Annotated in this window: 16 protein-coding genes and 1 pseudogene; 15 read left to right on the plus strand and 2 right to left on the minus strand. The window is 63.2% G+C overall.

What is annotated here, in order from left to right; translation table 11 throughout:
- Position 1: 1 nt before the first annotated feature.
- The 15 genes and pseudogenes from AC2VON_RS15200 to AC2VON_RS15270 all read left to right on the plus strand — a co-directional run bounded on the left by AC2VON_RS15200 (position 2) and on the right by AC2VON_RS15270 (position 17,412).
- Positions 2–1,300, plus strand: a complete 1,299-nt coding sequence (locus AC2VON_RS15200; RefSeq protein WP_486953697.1) for an amidase — start codon at positions 2–4, stop codon at positions 1,298–1,300.
- Positions 1,297–2,637: a M20 family metallopeptidase gene (locus AC2VON_RS15205; RefSeq protein WP_486953698.1), complete on the plus strand. Its 1,341-nt coding sequence runs from the start codon at positions 1,297–1,299 to the stop codon at positions 2,635–2,637. Before AC2VON_RS15200 ends, AC2VON_RS15205 begins: the two co-directional genes overlap by 4 nt.
- Positions 2,634–3,425, plus strand: a complete 792-nt coding sequence (locus tag AC2VON_RS15210) for an aspartate/glutamate racemase family protein (RefSeq protein ID WP_486953699.1) — start codon at positions 2,634–2,636, stop codon at positions 3,423–3,425. Before AC2VON_RS15205 ends, AC2VON_RS15210 begins: the two co-directional genes overlap by 4 nt.
- The gene (locus AC2VON_RS15215; protein ID WP_486953700.1) at positions 3,422–4,276 is read left to right on the plus strand and encodes an alpha/beta fold hydrolase; all 855 of its coding nucleotides are present in this window, start codon (positions 3,422–3,424) and stop codon (positions 4,274–4,276) included. Before AC2VON_RS15210 ends, AC2VON_RS15215 begins: the two co-directional genes overlap by 4 nt.
- The gene (locus AC2VON_RS15220; RefSeq protein WP_486953701.1) at positions 4,273–5,073 is read left to right on the plus strand and encodes a 2-keto-4-pentenoate hydratase; all 801 of its coding nucleotides are present in this window, start codon (positions 4,273–4,275) and stop codon (positions 5,071–5,073) included. The genes AC2VON_RS15215 and AC2VON_RS15220 overlap by 4 nt, the downstream gene beginning before the upstream one ends.
- 28 nt (positions 5,074–5,101) lie before the next feature.
- A complete protein-coding gene (locus AC2VON_RS15225; RefSeq protein ID WP_486953702.1) occupies positions 5,102–6,019 on the plus strand; it encodes an acetaldehyde dehydrogenase (acetylating) in 918 nt (305 codons plus the stop codon).
- Positions 6,016–7,083, plus strand: coding sequence for a 4-hydroxy-2-oxovalerate aldolase (dmpG, locus tag AC2VON_RS15230; RefSeq protein WP_486953703.1), 1,068 nt, complete (start codon positions 6,016–6,018; stop codon positions 7,081–7,083). The genes AC2VON_RS15225 and dmpG overlap by 4 nt, the downstream gene beginning before the upstream one ends.
- A gap of 28 nt (positions 7,084–7,111) precedes the next feature.
- Positions 7,112–8,395 (plus strand): annotated as a pseudogene (locus AC2VON_RS15235) (flavin-containing monooxygenase); the annotation flags it as partial.
- A 312-nt stretch (positions 8,396–8,707) separates the two neighbouring features.
- Positions 8,708–10,000, plus strand: coding sequence for a lipase family protein (locus AC2VON_RS15240; protein WP_486953712.1), 1,293 nt, complete (start codon positions 8,708–8,710; stop codon positions 9,998–10,000).
- 220 nt (positions 10,001–10,220) lie between these two features.
- Positions 10,221–11,258 carry an LLM class flavin-dependent oxidoreductase gene (locus tag AC2VON_RS15245; protein ID WP_486953704.1) on the plus strand — a complete coding sequence of 346 codons (1,038 nt, stop codon included), beginning with the start codon at positions 10,221–10,223 and terminating at the stop codon, positions 11,256–11,258.
- 1,061 nt (positions 11,259–12,319) lie between these two features.
- On the plus strand, positions 12,320–14,332 hold the full coding sequence (locus tag AC2VON_RS15250) for a KAP family P-loop NTPase fold protein (protein WP_486953705.1): 2,013 nt from the start codon (positions 12,320–12,322) through the stop codon (positions 14,330–14,332).
- Between the two features lie 229 nt (positions 14,333–14,561).
- Positions 14,562–15,062, plus strand: coding sequence for a hypothetical protein (locus tag AC2VON_RS15255; RefSeq protein WP_486953706.1), 501 nt, complete (start codon positions 14,562–14,564; stop codon positions 15,060–15,062).
- A complete protein-coding gene (qatC, locus tag AC2VON_RS15260) occupies positions 15,059–16,423 on the plus strand; it encodes a Qat anti-phage system QueC-like protein QatC (RefSeq protein ID WP_486953707.1) in 1,365 nt (454 codons plus the stop codon). The genes AC2VON_RS15255 and qatC overlap by 4 nt, the downstream gene beginning before the upstream one ends.
- Positions 16,420–17,160 carry a TatD family hydrolase gene (locus tag AC2VON_RS15265; RefSeq protein WP_486953708.1) on the plus strand — a complete coding sequence of 247 codons (741 nt, stop codon included), beginning with the start codon at positions 16,420–16,422 and terminating at the stop codon, positions 17,158–17,160. Before qatC ends, AC2VON_RS15265 begins: the two co-directional genes overlap by 4 nt.
- Positions 17,161–17,196: 36 nt before the next feature.
- The gene (locus AC2VON_RS15270) at positions 17,197–17,412 is read left to right on the plus strand and encodes a MerR family transcriptional regulator (protein ID WP_486953709.1); all 216 of its coding nucleotides are present in this window, start codon (positions 17,197–17,199) and stop codon (positions 17,410–17,412) included.
- Between the two features lie 185 nt (positions 17,413–17,597).
- On the opposite strand, the gene AC2VON_RS15275 is transcribed toward AC2VON_RS15270, so the two are convergent.
- Together AC2VON_RS15275 and AC2VON_RS15280 are read right to left on the minus strand one after the other, a co-directional pair.
- A complete protein-coding gene (locus AC2VON_RS15275; protein WP_486953710.1) occupies positions 17,598–18,464 on the minus strand; it encodes a zeta toxin family protein in 867 nt (288 codons plus the stop codon).
- Positions 18,448–18,921 (minus strand): winged helix-turn-helix domain-containing protein, encoded by a 474-nt coding sequence (locus tag AC2VON_RS15280; RefSeq protein ID WP_486953711.1) that lies wholly within the window; start codon positions 18,919–18,921, stop codon positions 18,448–18,450. Before AC2VON_RS15280 ends, AC2VON_RS15275 begins: the two co-directional genes overlap by 17 nt.
- Positions 18,922–19,221 lie beyond the last annotated feature (300 nt).

The raw sequence follows: 19,221 nt of genomic DNA on the forward strand, positions 1-19,221 counted from the left end.
CGTGACCGCTGATTGCACACGTATCCAAGTCGGTGGTGCACCTACGAGCGCCAGCGCGGCAGTCGAGCGCTGTTTAGACCGGATAGCTGAGCGCGACAACACGATTCGTGCATGGGCACACCTTGATCCAGAGCTGGCCCGCGCTCAGGCACGCGCACGCGATTCGGAACCCCCGAGCTCGCCGTTGCATGGCGTCCCGATCGGCGTGAAGGACATCATCGACACTGCCGACCAACCGACGTCCTACGGCAGCGACCTGTGGGCAAACCACCGTCCACAACGCGATGCAGAGGTGGTTGAATGCCTGCGCACCGCCGGCGCGGTGATACTGGGAAAAACCTCCACCACCGAATTCGCCACCTACCAGTCGTGCGCAACCCGCAACCCACACAACCCCGAACACACCCCTGGTGGCTCATCCAGCGGGTCGGCTGCCGCCGTGGCCGATGGCCAGGTGCCCGTGGCACTGGGCACTCAGACCGCCGGGTCGGTGCTACGGCCCGGGTCCTACTGCGGAGTCTTCACCCTCAAACCGAGCTATGCGCGCTGGCCGTTCGACGGGGTGTTGCCGGTGGCATTGAGCTTCGACACAGTTGGGGCGTTTGCGCGGCACCCAGTCTGGCTCGGCGCACTCGATCAATCTGTGGCGCGCACAGGCGAAGCCGAGAGACTGCCGGCCACCCAGCGACTCCATGTCGGAGTACTGCGGCCACCATGGGCCGATCGCGCGACGCCGTCCGCCTCGGCTGCCCTGGAGAGGTTCGTCAAGAACCTCGCCGGCCTGGCTGGGCAGACCACCGATATCGAAATTCCAGACGCACTCGGCGCTCTTGACGATGCTCACACCCTGATCATGGCCGCCGAGGCCGCTGACGCTCTTGATGGACGCCTCCGCCCCGAAAGGTCCGGCGCGGTCAGCGATCAGCTCACGCGATTCCTGGCCCGCGGACACGCAGCTACCCCCAATGAGATTCAGCAAGCTCGCGCGCTCTTGCGGGAGACGAGCCGGATTGTCAGTCGCGAATTCGACGTCTTCGACGTCCTGGTCACGCTGGCGTCCACCGGTGAGGCCCCAGCCGGGCTGGGTAGCACCGGTGATCCGGTGTTCAACAAACTCGCCAGTGTCACCGGCCTCCCCGCCATGGGTCTGCCGATCGGCACCGGTTCGTCAGGCCTGCCACTGGGCATCCAAATCATCGGACCGCCGCACTCCGATCAGGCCCTGGTCCGACTCGCCACGTACTTGACCGATCGTGCCGGCCTCACCACGCGCTGTCCGCTACCCGAGGAGCCACGATGACTGACACCACGACCGCCGTCGGCCTCAAAGCATCGCTGGACAATGACCGGCGCGCCCTCTACGAGCAAGTATGCGCCCGGCTCAACCCGGACCGATTCCGGGAGCTGCTAGTCAATCTGATCAATATCCACAGCCCAACAGGCCTGGAACGTCCGGCAGCAGAGTTCATGGCCGACTACCTCCAAAACACCGTAGGAATCCCGGCGAACTATCAGCCGATGAACGAAACCAGCGGCAACGCGTTCGGCGAGCACCTCGGCGACGGCGCCGGCAGTCGGCTGCTGCTCTACTCACCCATCGACACCCACATCGACCCCGAGAATGATGTGCCCTGGGTCGGTCCCCGCCTACGGCCCGACATGCTCCCGCATGCCCGAGTAGACGGCGACCTGGTGATCGGGTTGGGCGCGTCCAACCCGAAATGCATGGTCGCCGGACTGACCGAAGTGACCCACGCCGTGGTCGAATCCGGGATACCGCTGACCGGCGACCTCGCGATCGGGTTCGCCGGCGGCGGTATGCCGGTGACCATGAGTAACCGAAACCGGGCCGGGATGAGCAACGGGGTATTCCACCTGCTGACCCACGGCGCGATGCCCGATCACGCGATCGTCTTCAAACCCTGGTGGGCTGTCTTCCCCGAGGAACCAGGCATGTGCTGGTTCAAAGTGTCCGTGCGAGGTACCTACGGGTACGCAGGGATCGCCCGAGGCACACCCGGTTTCCGGTCTTCGATCGTGCCGGCTGCCCGAGTGATCCAGTACATCGAAGAATGGCTGCCGCAATACACGGCCCGAAACACCTCTGGAACCACGATTCCCGAAGGGTGGATTTCGGCGGTCCGGTCCGGCTCTCCGGATAAACCGGCCTTCCCCTCAGCCACGACCGAGATCTACCTCGACGTACGGGTCAATCCGCGTACCACGCCCGGCGCCGTCCGCCATCAGTTCGCCGAACTCATCGCGCAGATCCGCGCGACCGAACCAGCCTTCGACCTGGACTGGGAAATGTACGGGTCACTGCCTGGCGGCATGACCGACCCCGACAACTGGATCATCCAGTCCTGCCGCCGGGGTTGGGAAGAAGTCGAGGGCCGCCCCTACGAATCCACCCCCCTGCTGGGTGGACAGACCGACGGGACACTAATCCGCCGCTTGGGTGTGCCCACCGCACGCATCGGCTACCCGTGGCCGCCGGCCAGCGCCCCCGCCGACCTCAATGAGGGTCTGGGCGGAATGGGCGTCGCCTCGGTCAACGACGTCATGACCGCCGCCCGCGCGGTGGCCTACGCCGTCGTCGACACCTTGACCCGCACCCGAGAGGAGATCGACCTGTGACGCCACCCCGAAGGATCCTGAACATCGTCCCGGTTCCCGTAACACAACACGCACTTGACTCATTCGCTGCCCAAATTCCCGCGGAAGCAATATTTCCCGGCTTCGAGAATGTGTTTGTCGCGGTCCGAGCCGGTGGCACGACGTTGGACAGCGCCTACGAGGCCACGCTCGCGGACGTTTTCGTGCTGGAGGCCGGATGCCGCGCCGAAGAACACGGATACGCCGCGGTCTGCGTCAACTCCATGAGCGATTCCGCGCTCGCCGCCCTTCGTTCCCGGCTAAGCATTCCGGTGGTCGCCCCAAACCTAGCCTCGATGTTGGTGGCGTCGTTGCTGGGCAAGAAGTTTTCGGTCGTAACGATGTGGCCGCAATGGCACGAGCTCTATCACAAGGCCGCGCGCGAACACGGGCTCACTGCCCGATTGGCCTCCGTCCGCGATGTCGGCATCCGGCCTGACACCACCGAATTACTGGCCGGAAAAGAAGATTTCATTTTCGAGGCGCTCGAAGTGCAGGCCCGTAAGGCGATTGACGACGACGGCGCCGACGTGATCATCCTCGGATCCACCACGATGCACCAGTCCCACGCGTACCTGGAGAAAGTGCTGGATGTCCCCGTGATCAACCCCGGTGTGATCGCGTACAAGATGTGCGAACTGCTCGTCCTGAGTGGACTCACCCACAGCAAGCGCGCATACCCCGCACCCGCGTTGATCCAGGACGATCTGCTCAGTTCCGTCACCCCCGCACTGCCAAAGCACCGAACAGACCAGGAGACACACCCGTGACGAGCGTCAATCCAGAAATCGGCCGCACCCTAAACACCGGCGGCTACGACACCAACTACCACGACGTCGGCAGCGGTGCACCGGTGCTGTTGCTGCACGGTTCCGGCGCCGGGGTTTCGGCCTGGGCCAACTGGCGTGGCCTCATCCCCGTGCTCTCGCAAGAATTCCGGGTGATCGCACCCGACCTGGTCGGTTTCGGCTACACAGAAACTCCAGACTCATTGCAGTTCAATATCTTCGACACCTGGATCGACCAGACGCTGGCCCTACTCGACGGCTTGGGCATCGACAAGACCCACATCGTGGGCAACTCGTTCGGTGGCGGGCTGGCGCTGCACCTGGCGACCAAGCACCCCGACCGGCTCGACCGGCTCACCCTGATGGGCGCCGGCGGCGTAGAAATGCCAATGAGCGACGAACTCGACCAGCTATGGGGCTACACCCCGTCGGTGGAGAACATGAAGAAAGTCATGGACATCATGGCTTACGACCGGTCGCTGGTCACCGACGAACTCGCCGAGCTGCGCTATCGAGCCACCATCCGGTCCGGCGCCCAGGAGGTGTTCGAGCGGGTCTTCCCACCACCGCGGCAGCGCTGGCTGGACGCTCAGATCGTGTCCGACGAAGCGCTGGCCGGCATCGCACATGAGGTGCTGATCCTGCACGGACGCGAGGACCGTGTCGTTCCCCTGCATGCCTCGCTGCACATGTTCGAACAGATCCCCAAATCCCAGTTGCACGTGTTCGGGCAATGTGGGCATTGGACTCAGATTGAGCACGCCGAACGATTCCATCAGTTGGTATCCCAATTCCTGCGGGAAGCCGACGTCGTCACCGGAGCGAGCACGTGACCGTCGCCGCCACCACCGACCTGCATTCAGAACTCGCAGACAAGCTGCGGGCGGCCCACACTCATCGGATCCCGATCGACCGGATCACGGCGAAATATCCGCATCTCACCATCGATGACGCTTACGCCATTCAACAGCAACAGATTTCGGCATGGAGCAGCGGCGGCGACCAGGTGCGCGGCCACAAGGTGGGCCTGACATCCAAGGCCATGCAACGCCAGCTCGGCGTCGACTTTCCCGATTACGGACGCCTCACCGCCTCGATGTTTCTGCCCGAGGGAACTGCCATCCCCGCCGATCGGTTCCTGCAGCCACGACTGGAACCCGAGGTCGCCTTCGTCCTGGGCCGCCGCTTGACCGGCCCAGGAGTGACCGTGGCCGACGCAGCCCGCGCGGTCGACGTCGTCCTACCAGCGCTGGAGATCATCGACTCACGGATCTGCGACTGGGACATCGGTCTCATCGACACGATCGCCGACAATGCCTCCTCCGGCGGTGTCCTGCTCGGCGGCACCGCCCGCCGCCTCGACGAGCTGGACCTGCGGCTGATGGGTGTGCTCGTGCACCGCAACGGCGAATTGGTCGCCACCGGCGCCGGCGCCGCCGTCCTAGGCTCACCGCTCAACGCGCTCGTCTGGCTAGCCAACACCCTCGGTCCCCATGGCGTCGCCGTCGAAGAAGGCGAGATCGTCATCCCCGGATCTATGACGTCGGCGATCCCGGTGCAGGCCGGCGACAGCTTCCATATCGAATTCACCGCACTTGGCAGCGTCACAGCCCATTTCGCTGCCGAGTAATCCACCGGAACGCCCAAAGGAGAGACCGATGTCCACCATTACTGCGGCCATTGTTGGGCCGGGCAATATTGGGACTGACTTGTTGGCGAAGTTGTCGCGCAGTGAGCGGATTGCAGTGCACTCGATGGTGGGTGTGGATCCGGATTCGGAGGGATTAGCGCGTGCGGCCCGGTTAGGGGTGGCGACCTCGGCTGGTGGGGTGGATTGGTTGCTGTCCCAACATGAGTTGCCCGATATCGTGTTTGAGGCCACCTCGGCGCGTGCGCATGCGGCCAACGCACCCCGGTATGCCGCCGCGGGCATCCGCGCGGTCGATCTGACCCCGGCAGCGATTGGGCCGTTCGTATGCCCGCCGGTCAATCTCGACATCAACACGACCGCGCCAAATATCAACATGATCACCTGTGGTGGGCAGGCCACCATCCCGATCGTGGCCGCGGTCAACCGGGTCACCGCGGTCAGCTACGCCGAGATCGTGGCGTCGATCTCGTCGCGTTCGGCCGGGCCGGGCACGCGGGCCAATATCGACGAGTTCACCGAAACCACCGCGCGGGCGATCGAGGACGTCGGCGGCGCCGGCCGGGGGCGGGCGATCATCATCATCAATCCCGTCGACCCGCCGATGATCATGCGTGACACCGTCTTCTGCGCCATCGACCCCGACGCCGACCGTGACCAGATCAGCGCGGCCATCCACGCCATGGTCGACACCGTGGCCGGCTATGTCCCCGGCTACACCCTCAAAGCCGAGCCCCAGTTCGACGACCCGCGCCCGGACTGGCACGGCAAAGCACGGGTGACCACGTTGCTGGAGGTCCGCGGCGCCGGCCACTACCTACCCGACTACGCCGGCAACCTCGACATCATGACCGCGGCGGCCGCCGAAGCCGGGGAACGCATCGCCGCTTCCCTACTGGCACAACAGGAGCAGGCGGTAGCACGATGACCAACTGGGACACCCACACCCGGGACGTGCGCCTGGTGGACACCACCCTGCGCGACGGCAGCCACGCCATGGCGCACCGCTTCACCACCACCCAGGTCCACGACACGGTCACCGCACTGGATGCCGCCGGAATTTCGCTGATCGAAGTCGCCCACGGCGACGGCCTGGGCGGTTCCACCTTCAACTACGGGTTCTCCCGCGTCGCCGAGACTGAACTGATCGCCACCGCGGTCGCTGCCGCTCGCCATGCCAAGATCGCGGTGCTGCTGCTCCCCGGCCTGGGCACCGTCACCGACCTCAAAACCGCCCACGACCTCGGCGCCGGCGCGGTCCGCATCGCCACCCACTGCACCGAAGCCGACATCTCCCTGCAACACTTCGGCGCGGCCCGCGCCCTGGGCATGGAGACCGTCGGCTTCTTGATGCTCTCGCACATGGCCGGCCCCGACCACCTGGCACGGCAAGCCCGCATCATGGTCGACGCCGGTTGCCAGTGCGTCTACGTCGTCGACTCCGCCGGGGCCCTGATCCTCGACGAAGTCAGCGACCGCGTCGCAGCACTGGTGAGCGAACTCGGTGGGGACGCCGAAGTCGGCTACCACGGCCATCAGAATCTCAGTCTCGGGGTGGCCAATTCGGTGCTGGCCTACCGCGCCGGCGCCCGTCAGATCGACGGATCGCTGGTCGCTCTCGGTGCGGGAGCGGGCAACTCTCCCACCGAGGTCTTGGCCACGGTTTTCGAACGGCTGGGCATCGCGACCGGCGTCGACAAAGACCAGGTGCTGGCAGCGGCCGAAGGAACCGTCAAGCCCTACATCACCCGGCTGCCCGTGATGGACCGCGCCTCCATCGTCCAGGGTTTCGCCGGGGTCTACTCCAGCTTCCTACTTCACGCCGAGCACGCAGCGCACCGCTACGGCGTGCCCGCACACGAAATCCTTTACCGCGTCGGACAAAAGCGGTACGTCGGAGGTCAGGAAGACATGATCATCGACATCGCGATCCAGCTGCAGCAAGAACGTGCATCAGCCGATGCCCTGCCCGCCCTACTTGGCACCGCCTAGCAACCAGAAGAGTACAGAAGGGACCTCAATGAACATCGCAATCATCGGGGCGGGTATCGCTGGACTGTGTTCGGCAAAGCTGCTCTCCGAATTCGGCTTTGACGTAACTGTTTTCGATAAGACTCCCGACGTGGGAGGGGTGTGGAGCCACACTCGGCGCTACCCGGGAGTCACCACCCAGAACAACAAGGGCACCTACGCCTTCTCCGACTTCCCGATGCCGAGGGACTACCCGGAGTGGCCGTCGGGGGAACAAGTGCAGCGCTACCTCGCCGAGTACACGCGTCGATTCCACCTGGACGAGGTCATCCGGCTCGGCACCGAGGTGCTGTCGGCCGACCTCGACGAGCAAGCGGGGCGATGGACCCTTACCACGCGAAACATTGCGGATGGATTCACCGAAGAAATCGAATTCGATCAGCTGGTCGTGGCAAACGGTATCTTCTGCGACCCATTCATTCCCGACTACCCCGGCACATCGGACTTTGTCCGTGCCGGCGGACGGCTCTGTGCCGCATCAGATTTCAACGAACTGGCGGATGCCGCCGGAAAGGACATCGTCGTCGTCGGCTACGGCAAATCCGCGTGCGACATCGCCGAATCCCTCAGCAACGCGGCCTCGTCGACCACGCTGGTCGCCCGTGAGGTCACCTGGAAGATGCCGCGCAAGGTCGCCGGTGTCCTCAACATGAAATACATATTGCTCACCCGGTTCACCGAGGCGTTGTTCGAACATCTGGACCAACGCGGCTTCGCGCGCTTCCTCACCGGTCCCGGTCGGTCTTTCCGAAACGCGCTGCTGGGATCCATCGGATCGATCGCCCGGCGCCAGCTGCAGTTCGACAAACTCGGCCTGGTGCCACGGGGCCCTTTTGAACATATCGTCCGTCACGCGGTGAGCCTGGCCACCGAAAACTTCTATGAAAAGATCCACGAGGGGACCATCGATATACGTCGCGATCTGACCATCACCCAACTGTGTGAAGACAATGGCCGGCCGACCGCCCTCCTCTCCGACGGCAGCATGGTGCCGGCCGACGTTGTTGTGTGCGCGACCGGATTCCTGCAACACACTCCGTTCCTGCCGGACCACCTGCATCGACGTCTCACCGACACGGACGGCAACTTCATGCTGTACCGCCAGATCCTGCCAATGGACGTGCCCCAGCTGTTCTTCGTCGGCTATGGCTCCTCATTGCTCAGTCCCATCAGCGCCGAAGCGGCGGCCATGTGGGTGGTCCACTACCTTGCTGGACTCGCGGACCTACCCGACCCCGAGGAGCGCCGCGCATTCACCGAACAACGATTGAGCTGGATGGTCGAACGCACCCAAGGCAAGCAGGCCCGCGGGACCAATATCATTCCCTTCCAGCTACGGCTGATCGACGAGATCCTGGATGAAGTCGGAATCAATGTCGGGCGGTGGGCAAAGCTGCGCCAGTGGCTCTTGCCGGTTAAACCTCGGGCGTATCAGGCCGCTACCCGAAAACTTCACCGGCTGGTTGACCGAAAACCTCGAAAACGCACCTTGCTGGCCGCCGTACCCGCCATTATCGGGCTGGTACTCGTAGGGCTGGCGAGCCCACACGTTTCGCGGGCGGACGACGGTCTGGGCAACCCCCAGATTTGGTCGGTCGGCGGGGCTGATTTCGAACCGAGTTGGACTGATCAAAACGGCGTTCTCCACGATTTGGCGTTCTACACGCCGCCGGACCCGCTGCCGCCGGGGCGACCCGGTGACCTCCTCCGCACCGAACCCTCACGCGTGGTCTTCGAGCCCTCGGGCCGGGTTGATTTTCGCGGTACGGGAACTCGGATCATGTACCGCAGCACCGAAGCACAGGGCCACCCGGTCGCAGTGACCGGCACCTATATCGAGCCGGACAACCCTTGGCCGGGCAACGGTCCGCGCCCGTTAATCGCATATGCGGCGCTTCCGACCGGGATGGGTGAGCAGTGCGCGCCATCAAAGCTGATTAACCAGGGTATCCACGCCTCCACATCGTCAGGTTTTGACGTCATGATTAACCTCGACCAGGGCTTCATCGGGACGTTGGTGGCGCGGGGATTCGCTGTCGTGATTACCGACGGCGTCGGTATGGGCGTCCATGGTCAGAACTCGCCGCAGTTTATGAACAGGGTTGCCGCCGGCACCGCCCTGATCGACGCTGCCCGAGCAGCGATGAAGCTACCCGGCACTTCCCTGGAGCCGCACGGGCCGGTCGCGTTCTGGGGTTGGTTGTCGGGCGGACACGCCGCATTGGCGGCGGCTGAACTGGCGGATACCTATGGACCCGAACTCAATACGGTTGGCGCGTATGCGGCCGCCACGCCCACCGATATATCTGTACTCGTCCCAGTCTTTGACGGTAACTTCCTGGCTGGAACAACCGGCTGGATATTGAGAGGCATGATGGCGGCTTACCCTGAGACTGAACAACCCATTCGGGATTCGTTAACCCCGCGCGGTTTGGAGATGTTGGATAACACCGGGCGTCAGTGCCTCGTGCAAACTGGGATCGATTACGAATTCCGTCACCTCGGAGGTGGGCCAGCAGACGCCGAATCGGGTCGATTCTGGTTTAAGCATGATATCTACGAAGGTGTCCAGGTGGACCCTCTTAAGAGTCTGCTCAAGACAATGCGACTAGGTGTCAGCAAACCTAACATGCCAGTGTATTTCGACCACAATCGGTGGGATTCATTCGCACCCTACCAAACCGCCCTTCAGACAGCGCGGGAATACTGCGCCATGGGCACCGATGTTACATTCTGGACCAACGAGCAGCCCCCATTCTTGAACAAATTAGCTATCAACTCGCTTTTGCCAGTGGTAGTCGATGGCGAGAGAAGCATTGCGTGGGTTACCGATCGGTTCAATGGCGTGCCGACGACACCAAATTGTGGTGATCTCTAGTGACATACGTCTTTAGGAATTTTCTGACAGAAGTTAGTCGGCCGAATCACATTAAATACCGAGCTACAGAAACGTCAGCAGATACTTTCGACGTTGGGTACTCGGAAGCCGGTTGTGCGTCCAATGCTAGCTATCCGCTCCAACAGGAGAGAAAGCATTTGCTAGCGATCAATTCGGTACGCCTAGTACTGTTGGTACAGCACCAACGGCTAAATATAACATGAGCGCAACTATCGAGTTCGGCATAGGCCTCGGTGGCACACTCGGACCGGCGGAGTATCCGTCACTCGCCACCCGCATCGAGGAACTCGGATTCGACCTACTCACGGTATTCGGCGATCTCATGATGCAGCCACCAGCGATGGTGCTGGCCACCATGGCGCAGGCGACGACACGAATCACACTCGGAGTCGGCTGTTATACACCGTGGACGCACCACCCCGTTGAGATCGCCGGACAGTTAGCCTACCTCGATCAGCTCTCCGCTGGCCGTGTTCTGATGGGAATCGCGCGTGGTGCCTGGCTGAATCAACTTGACATCGATACATCGAAATCGATTGCCGCAGTGGCTGATACAGTTGCGATAGTCTCTTTGCTTCTCTCGGATTCTCAGGACGGTTACCAAGGCCAGGTTTACAGCCTTGCAGAGGGCACGCGGCCGTTCTATCCGGTTCGGCGTGACCGCATTCCCTTGATGGTGGGCACGTGGAGCCCCCGGTTGGCGGAGTTTGCCGGTGCCAAAGCCGACCAGATCCACGTCGGCGGCAGCGCCAACCCAGCGATGGTCCCCGTGATCAAAGACTTTGCCGTTCGTGGCGAGAGGATTGCCTGCCGAAGTCCTGGGTCCGTCGCTATCGCGCTTGGCGCCGTTACCGTCATCGACGACGATGGCGATGCCGCCCGCGCCCGTGCACGCGCCGATGTTGCTCTTCCGTTCCATGCCATCGCCGCGCTCGATCCCACCCTCGATATCGACCCCGAGTTACTCCATAAGATGGACCTACTGCTGCGCACGCAGCAGTTTGAAGCGGCCGGGCGGTTGATACCCGGCGAAGTCCTCGACAAATTCACCTTCGCCGGAACGCCCGACGAGGTCGCAGCACAGGCGGCGGCGGTCTACGACGCTGGCGTCAAGCGCGTTGAGTTCGACTTCCCGCTTGGCCTCACCGTTGCGGGCGGTCTCGACCTACTCGGAACTCGAGTGCTACCGATCCTGCACGACGCCGGATATCGATCTGTCCACGCTCAAGGTACTTGAGCTCGCGACCGACGCTGCTGTCGAACTCTCCAGCTTTTGGAACTGCCATCGATGCAGGTTCCACAGCGACTTCTAGCAGTGCTGGGGCGATGTAGATGATGAAGTTAGTGCCGGTGATCGGTTGGTGCGCCCCATCTATAATCCCACCGACTGCCGATTCCCTCCGGGCCCAACGCTCCCAGACACCAGGCAGGATTGAACTCATGGTCGCTCACGGTGCACCCTTGACCGACGCCCAGTTCAAGGTGCTGCAGTGGATCAATGATGGTCGCCCCGAAGGTGTCGTTACCGGCTCGGCACATCGAACGTCCGCCCGTGCACTTGCCAGCCGCGGCCTCGCTCGGGTCAAAGGCCACGGCGCCAACTGGACGGCGACGATCGAGCCGGCAGGAACGTACTACCTGGAGCACGGCGGGTTTCCGGATCAACCGTCCGTTCGCCGGCGCGCCCGGTCCGCTCCCAAGCGCCGTCACCAGCCACGACCAGAACCAGCGCCCCCTCCGATAACGAACGACGACGCTGCAGGACCGGGCACACGCTCGGCCCCTAACGTGCCGAAGCTCGGCGTCGCCGCGCAGCTCATCGAAACACTGCGCCAGGCCGGAAAGTCCGGTCTCACAGTGGCGCCTGACGATCTCCCCGCCATTCGTCGTCGTCTGGCACACGCGGAACGCGACAACCGGATTCCGGCCGAGCACCGGGTCGCCTGCGAGCCCGCAAGGATCAACGAGCAGCACGCGGTGGTCCTGCGGCTCCAGCCCAGCCCCCGCTGGCACGTGGCAGCGCTGCGGCCCTCGCCATCACGGTGCCGCTTGAAGAATCCGACCTCGTGTGGGGCGTCGGAGGATGAAGGTTCCACCCGCGGTTTGCTGCGACTCAAGAGTTCATCTCATCACGACGCACTGAAGGTCGGGATGAAACCCCGGCAGGTCGGCGACCCGCCCGCAAGTTCCTGGGTTCCGGCTGTGGGCGGTCGTACGATCTCTGTCTAGGAGACACCGGATCGGGGCCACTCCCCGCGCTGCCGTCAGGTTCGGCCTGTTTGCCAACCTATCGGACTATTGGAGGACCCTGTGTGGGCTGATAACGAAGCGGACATCGACCTTCTAGGCTTCGAGTTCCTCGTCGACGGCCTCGTCGTCGCCCTGACGGAGCCGCGCCTGCTCCCATTGACAATTGGTGTCCTGGGTGACTGGGGTTCGGGTAAGAGCAGTCTGATGCAGATCGCGGCCCGCGAACTCGATGATGTCCGGGATGAACATGCCGGCCACGTGCCCGAAGAGGATCAGCTCTCTCCCTATCTAACAGTGCATTTCAGTCCGTGGCAGTACGAGGACCACGACGACGTGAAGATTGCCCTGATGACAGCGGTACTGGACTCGATCGTTAAACGCGCACCAGGCACCAGTGACCAAGTCGGACGGCTCCGGAAGATTGTCACCGGCCTGCGCCGTTGGGGTCGAAAGCTCGGCAGAACAGGAGCCGCCGCTGCGCCAGCGCTGCTCCCAGTCATTCTGCAGCGCGCAGGCGTCGATCTCGACCCCTCCACACTCGATGCGGCGACGGCTCTCACGGGCGCCGTAGCGAAGCAGACCGAGGCAGCGTTGAAGGAGCCCGACGAAGAATCGACTACCCCTGCTGCGGATGCTGCGTCGCCTCTCGGTGATGTCGATGCGTTCCGTCGCGAGTTCTCCAAGCTCGTTGCCGACATTCCCGACTGCAAGGCGGTCGTGGTCTTCATCGACGACCTGGACCGGTGCCTCCCGGACACTGTCGTCGACACCTTCGAAGCGATCCGGCTGTTCCTGAACACGCCGAATACCGCATACGTTCTTGCGTTGAACCAGAACGTAGTTGAGGCCGCGATCGACTCGCGTTACCCGGAACTGAAGAAGTCCGACGGGGCCGGCATCGGACGGGACTACCTGGAGAAGATGCTCCAGCTCAAGGTCGCAATTCCCCCGCTATCCGCTCCAGAAGCCGAGACGTACATCAATCTGCTCTTCGCGGAGCTACACCTGCCCCGCGAGGCGTTCAATGCGGTCCTCGACAACGCCACCAAGATTCGACGTGAGAACGGCCTGGCGGTCGCGTTCAACACAGGGATCGCGGGTTCGGTACTCCAGGACATCCCCGCCCGGCTTGCCGCGGACCTGAAGTGGGCGGCAGAGATTTCACCGATCCTGGGGTCATCGCTGCGTGGCAACCCGCGGCAGCTGAAAAGGTTCCTCAACAATCTGCTGCTGAAGCACCGAAGCGCCAAACGACGCGATGCGAAGATCGAGTTGCCCATCCTCGCGAAGCTGATGGTACTGGAGGACCAGTACAACCCAGACTTTCAGAAGCTCTTCGACTGGGAGATGGCGGCAGGCGGTGCGTGCAGCGAGCTCGCCACCGCGGAGGCCCATGCTCGGGGAGTCGGCGATGACCCTGAACCGGCCGACGACGACGAGTCCGGTGACGGAAAGGTAGCCGGATCGGCATCGAAGGGAAAGCGCGCTCCTGCCTCCCCGGTAGCGCCTCCCGTTGCCCAGTCCGACGCAGAAGTCTGGGCCGCGAAGACGTATATCGCGGACTGGCTTCGGGCTGACCCGTCGTTCGCGGGCACGGACCTGCGTCCCTACTTCATGTATTCACGCGACAGGTTGTCGTTCGGAGTCTCAGCGTCAAGGCTTGCGCCGCATCTGCAACGACTGATCACCGACGTCCAGTCCGATATCGAGGCGAACCGACGCAGCCACTACCAGGCGGTCAAGAATCTCGACCCGAGTGAGCGGATGCAGTTCATAGACGCCCTGCTCGAACGGGTTCAGCGCAACCCTGCTGGCACGGCGCTGACAGCCGCGCTGGAACTCGCGGAGAAGAACCCGGACATCGTCGGCGCGGTCTGCGCGGCACTCCTTCCGCTGCCGCCCTCATCCATCCCACCTACTGCTGGGACCGCAGCTGTCCGCCGTCTACCACTCGACGACGCCGCTGTGCCCCAACTCCTGCAGCGCTGGGAGGACGGCGACAACCCCCAGCTGCGGACCTTGGTGAAGGGCGCACGCGAAGCCGCCGCCAGAAAGAAGTAGTTGAGTGGGGACATCAGCCGATAGAGCAGCGGGAACCGGCGGCAACTGGACACCCCTCAAACACGCGACGAATGCCTACGTCCGGGGTCTCGGAAGATCCAACTCCAACGAACGCGCCAACCGTGTCCTAGCGCGCCACGTCCCACTTCTCGGGGGAACAGGCGAGGCTGCCGCCGGAGCTCGCGCAGGTCGATCTGGAATCACAAGGCTCGGCGGACTGCTCACCGGGTTGGGGACGGGCACCGCTGCACAGGCACTGACGGCGATCGGTCTGGCCCATCTGGTCGGCCAGGATCGATTCACCGTTCTCGACGAACTCGTCAGCTATATCGCCGGCGTAGGAAACGACCTCGACTCCGGTGCGGCTCGTGACGCCGCGTGCGATGTTCTCGACGAGGTATTCGGCGATGCAGACTCGTGGGAAGAGTTGAATGAGATCAGCGTCGACCGCGAACAGCTCGGGCAAATCCTCGAACGTTTCTTGGCGCTGTACGTCTACAACAGGGTTCCAGTGGTCGCCGAGCGCTTGAGTCGGTTGACCGACCCTGTCGCGATGCGCCAAGCAGATCAGCAGATGCGCCAGATCATCGCTGACCTAGTGGTGATCGAGCTGCCAGCGGATCCGCTTTCCGTCGATTGGAGTGGCCAGCAGGGCAGGGACATCGCGGCGCGGGCAATCACAACTGCCTACGAACTGCTATCCGCTCTCGAAGGCGATGGTCACGCATGACCGACTACCGAGTTCGTATCCGTCCAGCCGCAACAACTCCGACCGGGCCGGAGGAACTTCGACTGCTTGATTGGTCGCCGGGGAGCACGGCATCGACGATCCAACTGGGGAACCGAGCCGGGTCTCGATTCCTGGCGGGATGGCGGGCACCGCGAGCCGCCCTGGACTTGTTCCTCCTGGGAGCCGGCGTGTACTGCGTCGACAAGGCCACTCCCCGCGCCGCCGCGGCCGATGTATGGACCCGCGACCTTTCGGTGGAACTTCCTGTCGCAGATCCGGAAGCATGGACAGCTGCGCCGTGGAAGGAGACTCTCGACTTCCTCACCGGCGACGATTGGGCGCTGACGCCCTATCGCGACGACACCTCGCCGCTGGACGGCGTCGGGCGAGTGCCCGAAGACATCACACCCGTGGCCGCGGTCGACGCCGTCAGTCTCTTCTCCGGTGGTCTGGACTCGTTGACCGGAGTGATTGACCTTCTCGAAGAAGACCCGAACCGACGCTTGTGCCTGATCTCGCACAACGAGGGCGACCAAGCGTCTACGGCGCAGAAGAAACTCACCGATGCCTTGTGCGGGCACTACGGCCAAGACCGTCTGGAGCTGCGGAGTATCTTCCTTCGCCCAGCCCCCGCCGCAGCAGGGCAAGCGCGCCCACTTCCGAGGGAGAGAGAGACCACGACTCGCGCACGGTCATTGCTGTTTCTCACAGCGGGGCTCGCGCTCGCGGCTTCGGTAGGGCCGGATGTTCCCGTCTACATACCGGAGAACGGGTTCATCGGCATCAATGTCCCGCTTACTCGGGCACGGTCGGGCAGCTACAGCACACGCACGACCCACCCGCAGTTCATGCATCTGCTACGCGCGGCCGTTGACGCCGTGGGAGTACGCAACCCGATCCTTAACCCGTTCCGCTTAAAAACCAAGGGCGAGATCCTCGCGGGGTCTCGAAACCCTGAACTTCTTCGGGCCCTCGCGCCCCACAGCATCTCCTGTTCCCACCCGGAGGCGGCCCGCTACGCCGAACGCGATCAGGGCAACTGTGGCTACTGTTTCCCCTGCCTTATCCGCCGTTCCTCGATGGCCAGTGTCGGCTGGGACACCTCAAAGGGCTACGCATGGGACGCACTTACCGGCGAGGGCCTTCTCAACCGTGAGACGCAGCGAGCCGCGGATCTTCGAGCCGTCATCAACTCGGTGTACTCCGACAGGCCGGACCGCGACATACTTCGCAACGGACCGATCCCGAATGGCGAACATCGAGAGTTCCTGCGAGTGTGGCGCACGGGAACAGAAGAACTCCGGTCCTGGTTCAACGGCGCTTCGGGCGCCACTGCCGAAATCGTCGAGAGGTTGAAGTGAGCGCTGCCCGCCTGCTCGACACACACTGTCACGTGTCCGCCTATGCGGACCCGGTGGCGATCCTGCGCGAAGCTGATGAGGCGGGAGTCGGGATCGTCGCGGTCACAGAGGACCCGGACGAGTATCGACGGCTCCGCACTCGTCTAGGCAGGCGCGAGCACGTCGAGGTAGCTCTCGGGTTGCACCCCCTGCGGGCCGCAGCGTTCGGCCCGAACGAACTCGCTCGGTTCTTTCGGCTTGTGCCGCAGACGAATTGGATCGGCGAAGTGGGCCTCGACTACTCCCGTGCGGGAGCTGCTACTGCCAAGGCGCAGCAACGCGTTTTCGATGTCGTCCTGACAGAGGCCCAGCCTGGGAGACATCCCCTGACCGTTCACAGCCGGGGCGCAGAGAAGGACGTCGTTCGTCGTCTCGCTGACGCCGGACTACCGGCCGTCCTGCACTGGTACAGTGGCCCCCTGAACCTCATAGGCGAGGCCCTTCAAGCAGGCCTGTACTTCTCGATCAACGTCGCGATGACGCGCACCCGAAAATTCCCCTCACTGATGCGGGAGATACCCCGAGACCGGATCCTCCTGGAGACGGATGGCCCGTACGCCAAGGATCGCGGTCGACCAGCGCGCCCAAACGAGTTGAGCGAAGTAGCGGCCGCGATCGGCCTGTCCTGGGGAACAGACCTCGCTGCCACGACGAAGGTTCTTCACGCCAATCAGTCGAGCTTCCTGAACCGCTCATAGCGGATACGAGCACCGCGACACGCACGCATCCCGACGTTGGTCAAGCTACTTGAATCCGGCAAGATCCCGTTCACCAAACCCGGCCGACACCGCCGCGTCCAGCTACAGCACCTGCTCGACTACCAACATCTCCAGCACGAGCATCGTCGTGAAGAACTCGCGACCATGACCGCCGAGGCGGCAGACGATGACGCCTACCGCGCCACCAACGGATTCACCGGGGCACCGCCGAGCAGTGCCCAGAATTCATAGCGCCAACGCGCCGAATGCACCCGACCGCGCTCGCCTGAAGTCGGCGTGTCCACCTGCTCCTGGTCCCCGTCACTGACCGATAGGGATCGGATCGAAACAATGTGAGTCCCCGCAAACGCATCCCTCTCCAACTCGGCCAACAGGCCGCTTGAGACGGCCGGACTCAAGCTCGGACCACGGGACCATCACTGGAGGTAGGACCTTTCGTAGATGACTTCGATTGGGCCCGTTGCGGCTCGGCGCAGGATTGTCACGTGCACGTGCGGGATCTCCCCGGTCTGGATCGCGGTGTTGATGAAGTTCTTGGCGTTGGCGGTGCAGATGGATTCGGCGCCGGCAGTCGGGTAGCACATGTCGATCGCGTCGGCCGGGGTGAACCGGCCACCCAGATCGTGTTGACCTTCGGCCCATTCAAGACGCAGTTTCCACCAACGGTCGAGGGCGCTTTCGTGGGCTTCCTCTTGTTCGATATCGATGCCGTACACCTCGACGTCGACGTAGTCGTTGTCGGCGAGCTCGCGAAAAATCTTGGGCCCCTGCAGATGCCAGGTGAGCGTGCCCTCGATGACCACGTTCTCCTTGAGGCTGGTGCACGTTTCCCGGATGGCTTCGGCGAGGCGGACTGACTCTACATGCGCCAGTGCGGACAATTCGCGTGGCGCGAGCCCATGGCCGTCGGCCAATGGCGCCATGGTTAACAGGCGGTCGTAGATGCCATCGGCGATGGCTTGCCTGATGACGTGGTCCTTGATGATGTCGGCGTCGATGATGCGGTAGTCATCGAGGTCGGCGATCCGGGCCCTCAGTAGGGCGGTCTTGCCGGCACCGGGTGGCCCCGCGGTGACGATGGCGGTGCGGCCGCCGAGACGGGGGTTGGCCTGGCTCAGATACCAGTCGATGGTGTCTCTCTGGAACCGGGCCCGGCCGATGTCGCCGCGCGGGTAGAGGCGTGCGGTGCTTTGGTCGGAGTCACGATGCAGAGGCGCTCCGGGAGCCGATAAGGCGGTGAGCTGGCCGGCGACTTGCGCACGCAGATCAAGGGAGGGGTGCATCGCGTTGGCGGTCGGCCAGCTGTTGGAATTCGTCGTCGCTGAGTTGGCCGCGGTAGAAGGCCATCTCGATGGCGTCCCAGTCGCCGGTCATGTACGCGTCAGTGGCGACACCACCGATACGGACCACATCCCCGAAGGTGTACTGCCACTTCATGAGCTTGTCCATCATCTGCTCAGTGGTGATGATTCCGGCGGTGCGCTGGTCGATGATCTCGGCCGGCTTGGGGTTCAGCTGGCTGGGGTCGTCGTTGACACGCCGCAGGATGCGCTGGATCGTGGCCTGGGACTGGTTGCCGACCAGGTCGCTGATCTGGCGTTGACTGAGACCCTTGATGGTGGCGGCTTTATAGATTTCGCGTTCGAGTTCGCGATCGTCTACGCGCCGACGAGCTGCGATAGCTGCCAGTCGCTGCTCAGCCTGTTGGGCGATGGTCTGGCTGGCGGATTCGGTAGACATCATCACACCTCCTGATTCATTATGAATCAGGAGGTGTGTGCCGTCAACGATGGTAGGGACTGTAAACAATGGACCGGACCCCAGCATCACCGCCTCGCCGAACGCTTCTAGGTCACGACCAGGCGCGAGAACGTCCCTTCGCCAACGGTAAACTCGCTGGTCAACGACTCAGTTGAAAGACCTCAACCCGTGTCGCAGGTGGACAAGTCCCCCCTCGGACACAATTTGTTAGCTAGCAGTGTCCGTAAATAGGCTCCGAACTGCATCAGAGCGAATTTTTTGTGATTGCTTACGTCCACT

It is taken from the genome of Mycobacterium sp. TH-M82, from assembly GCF_057473605.1.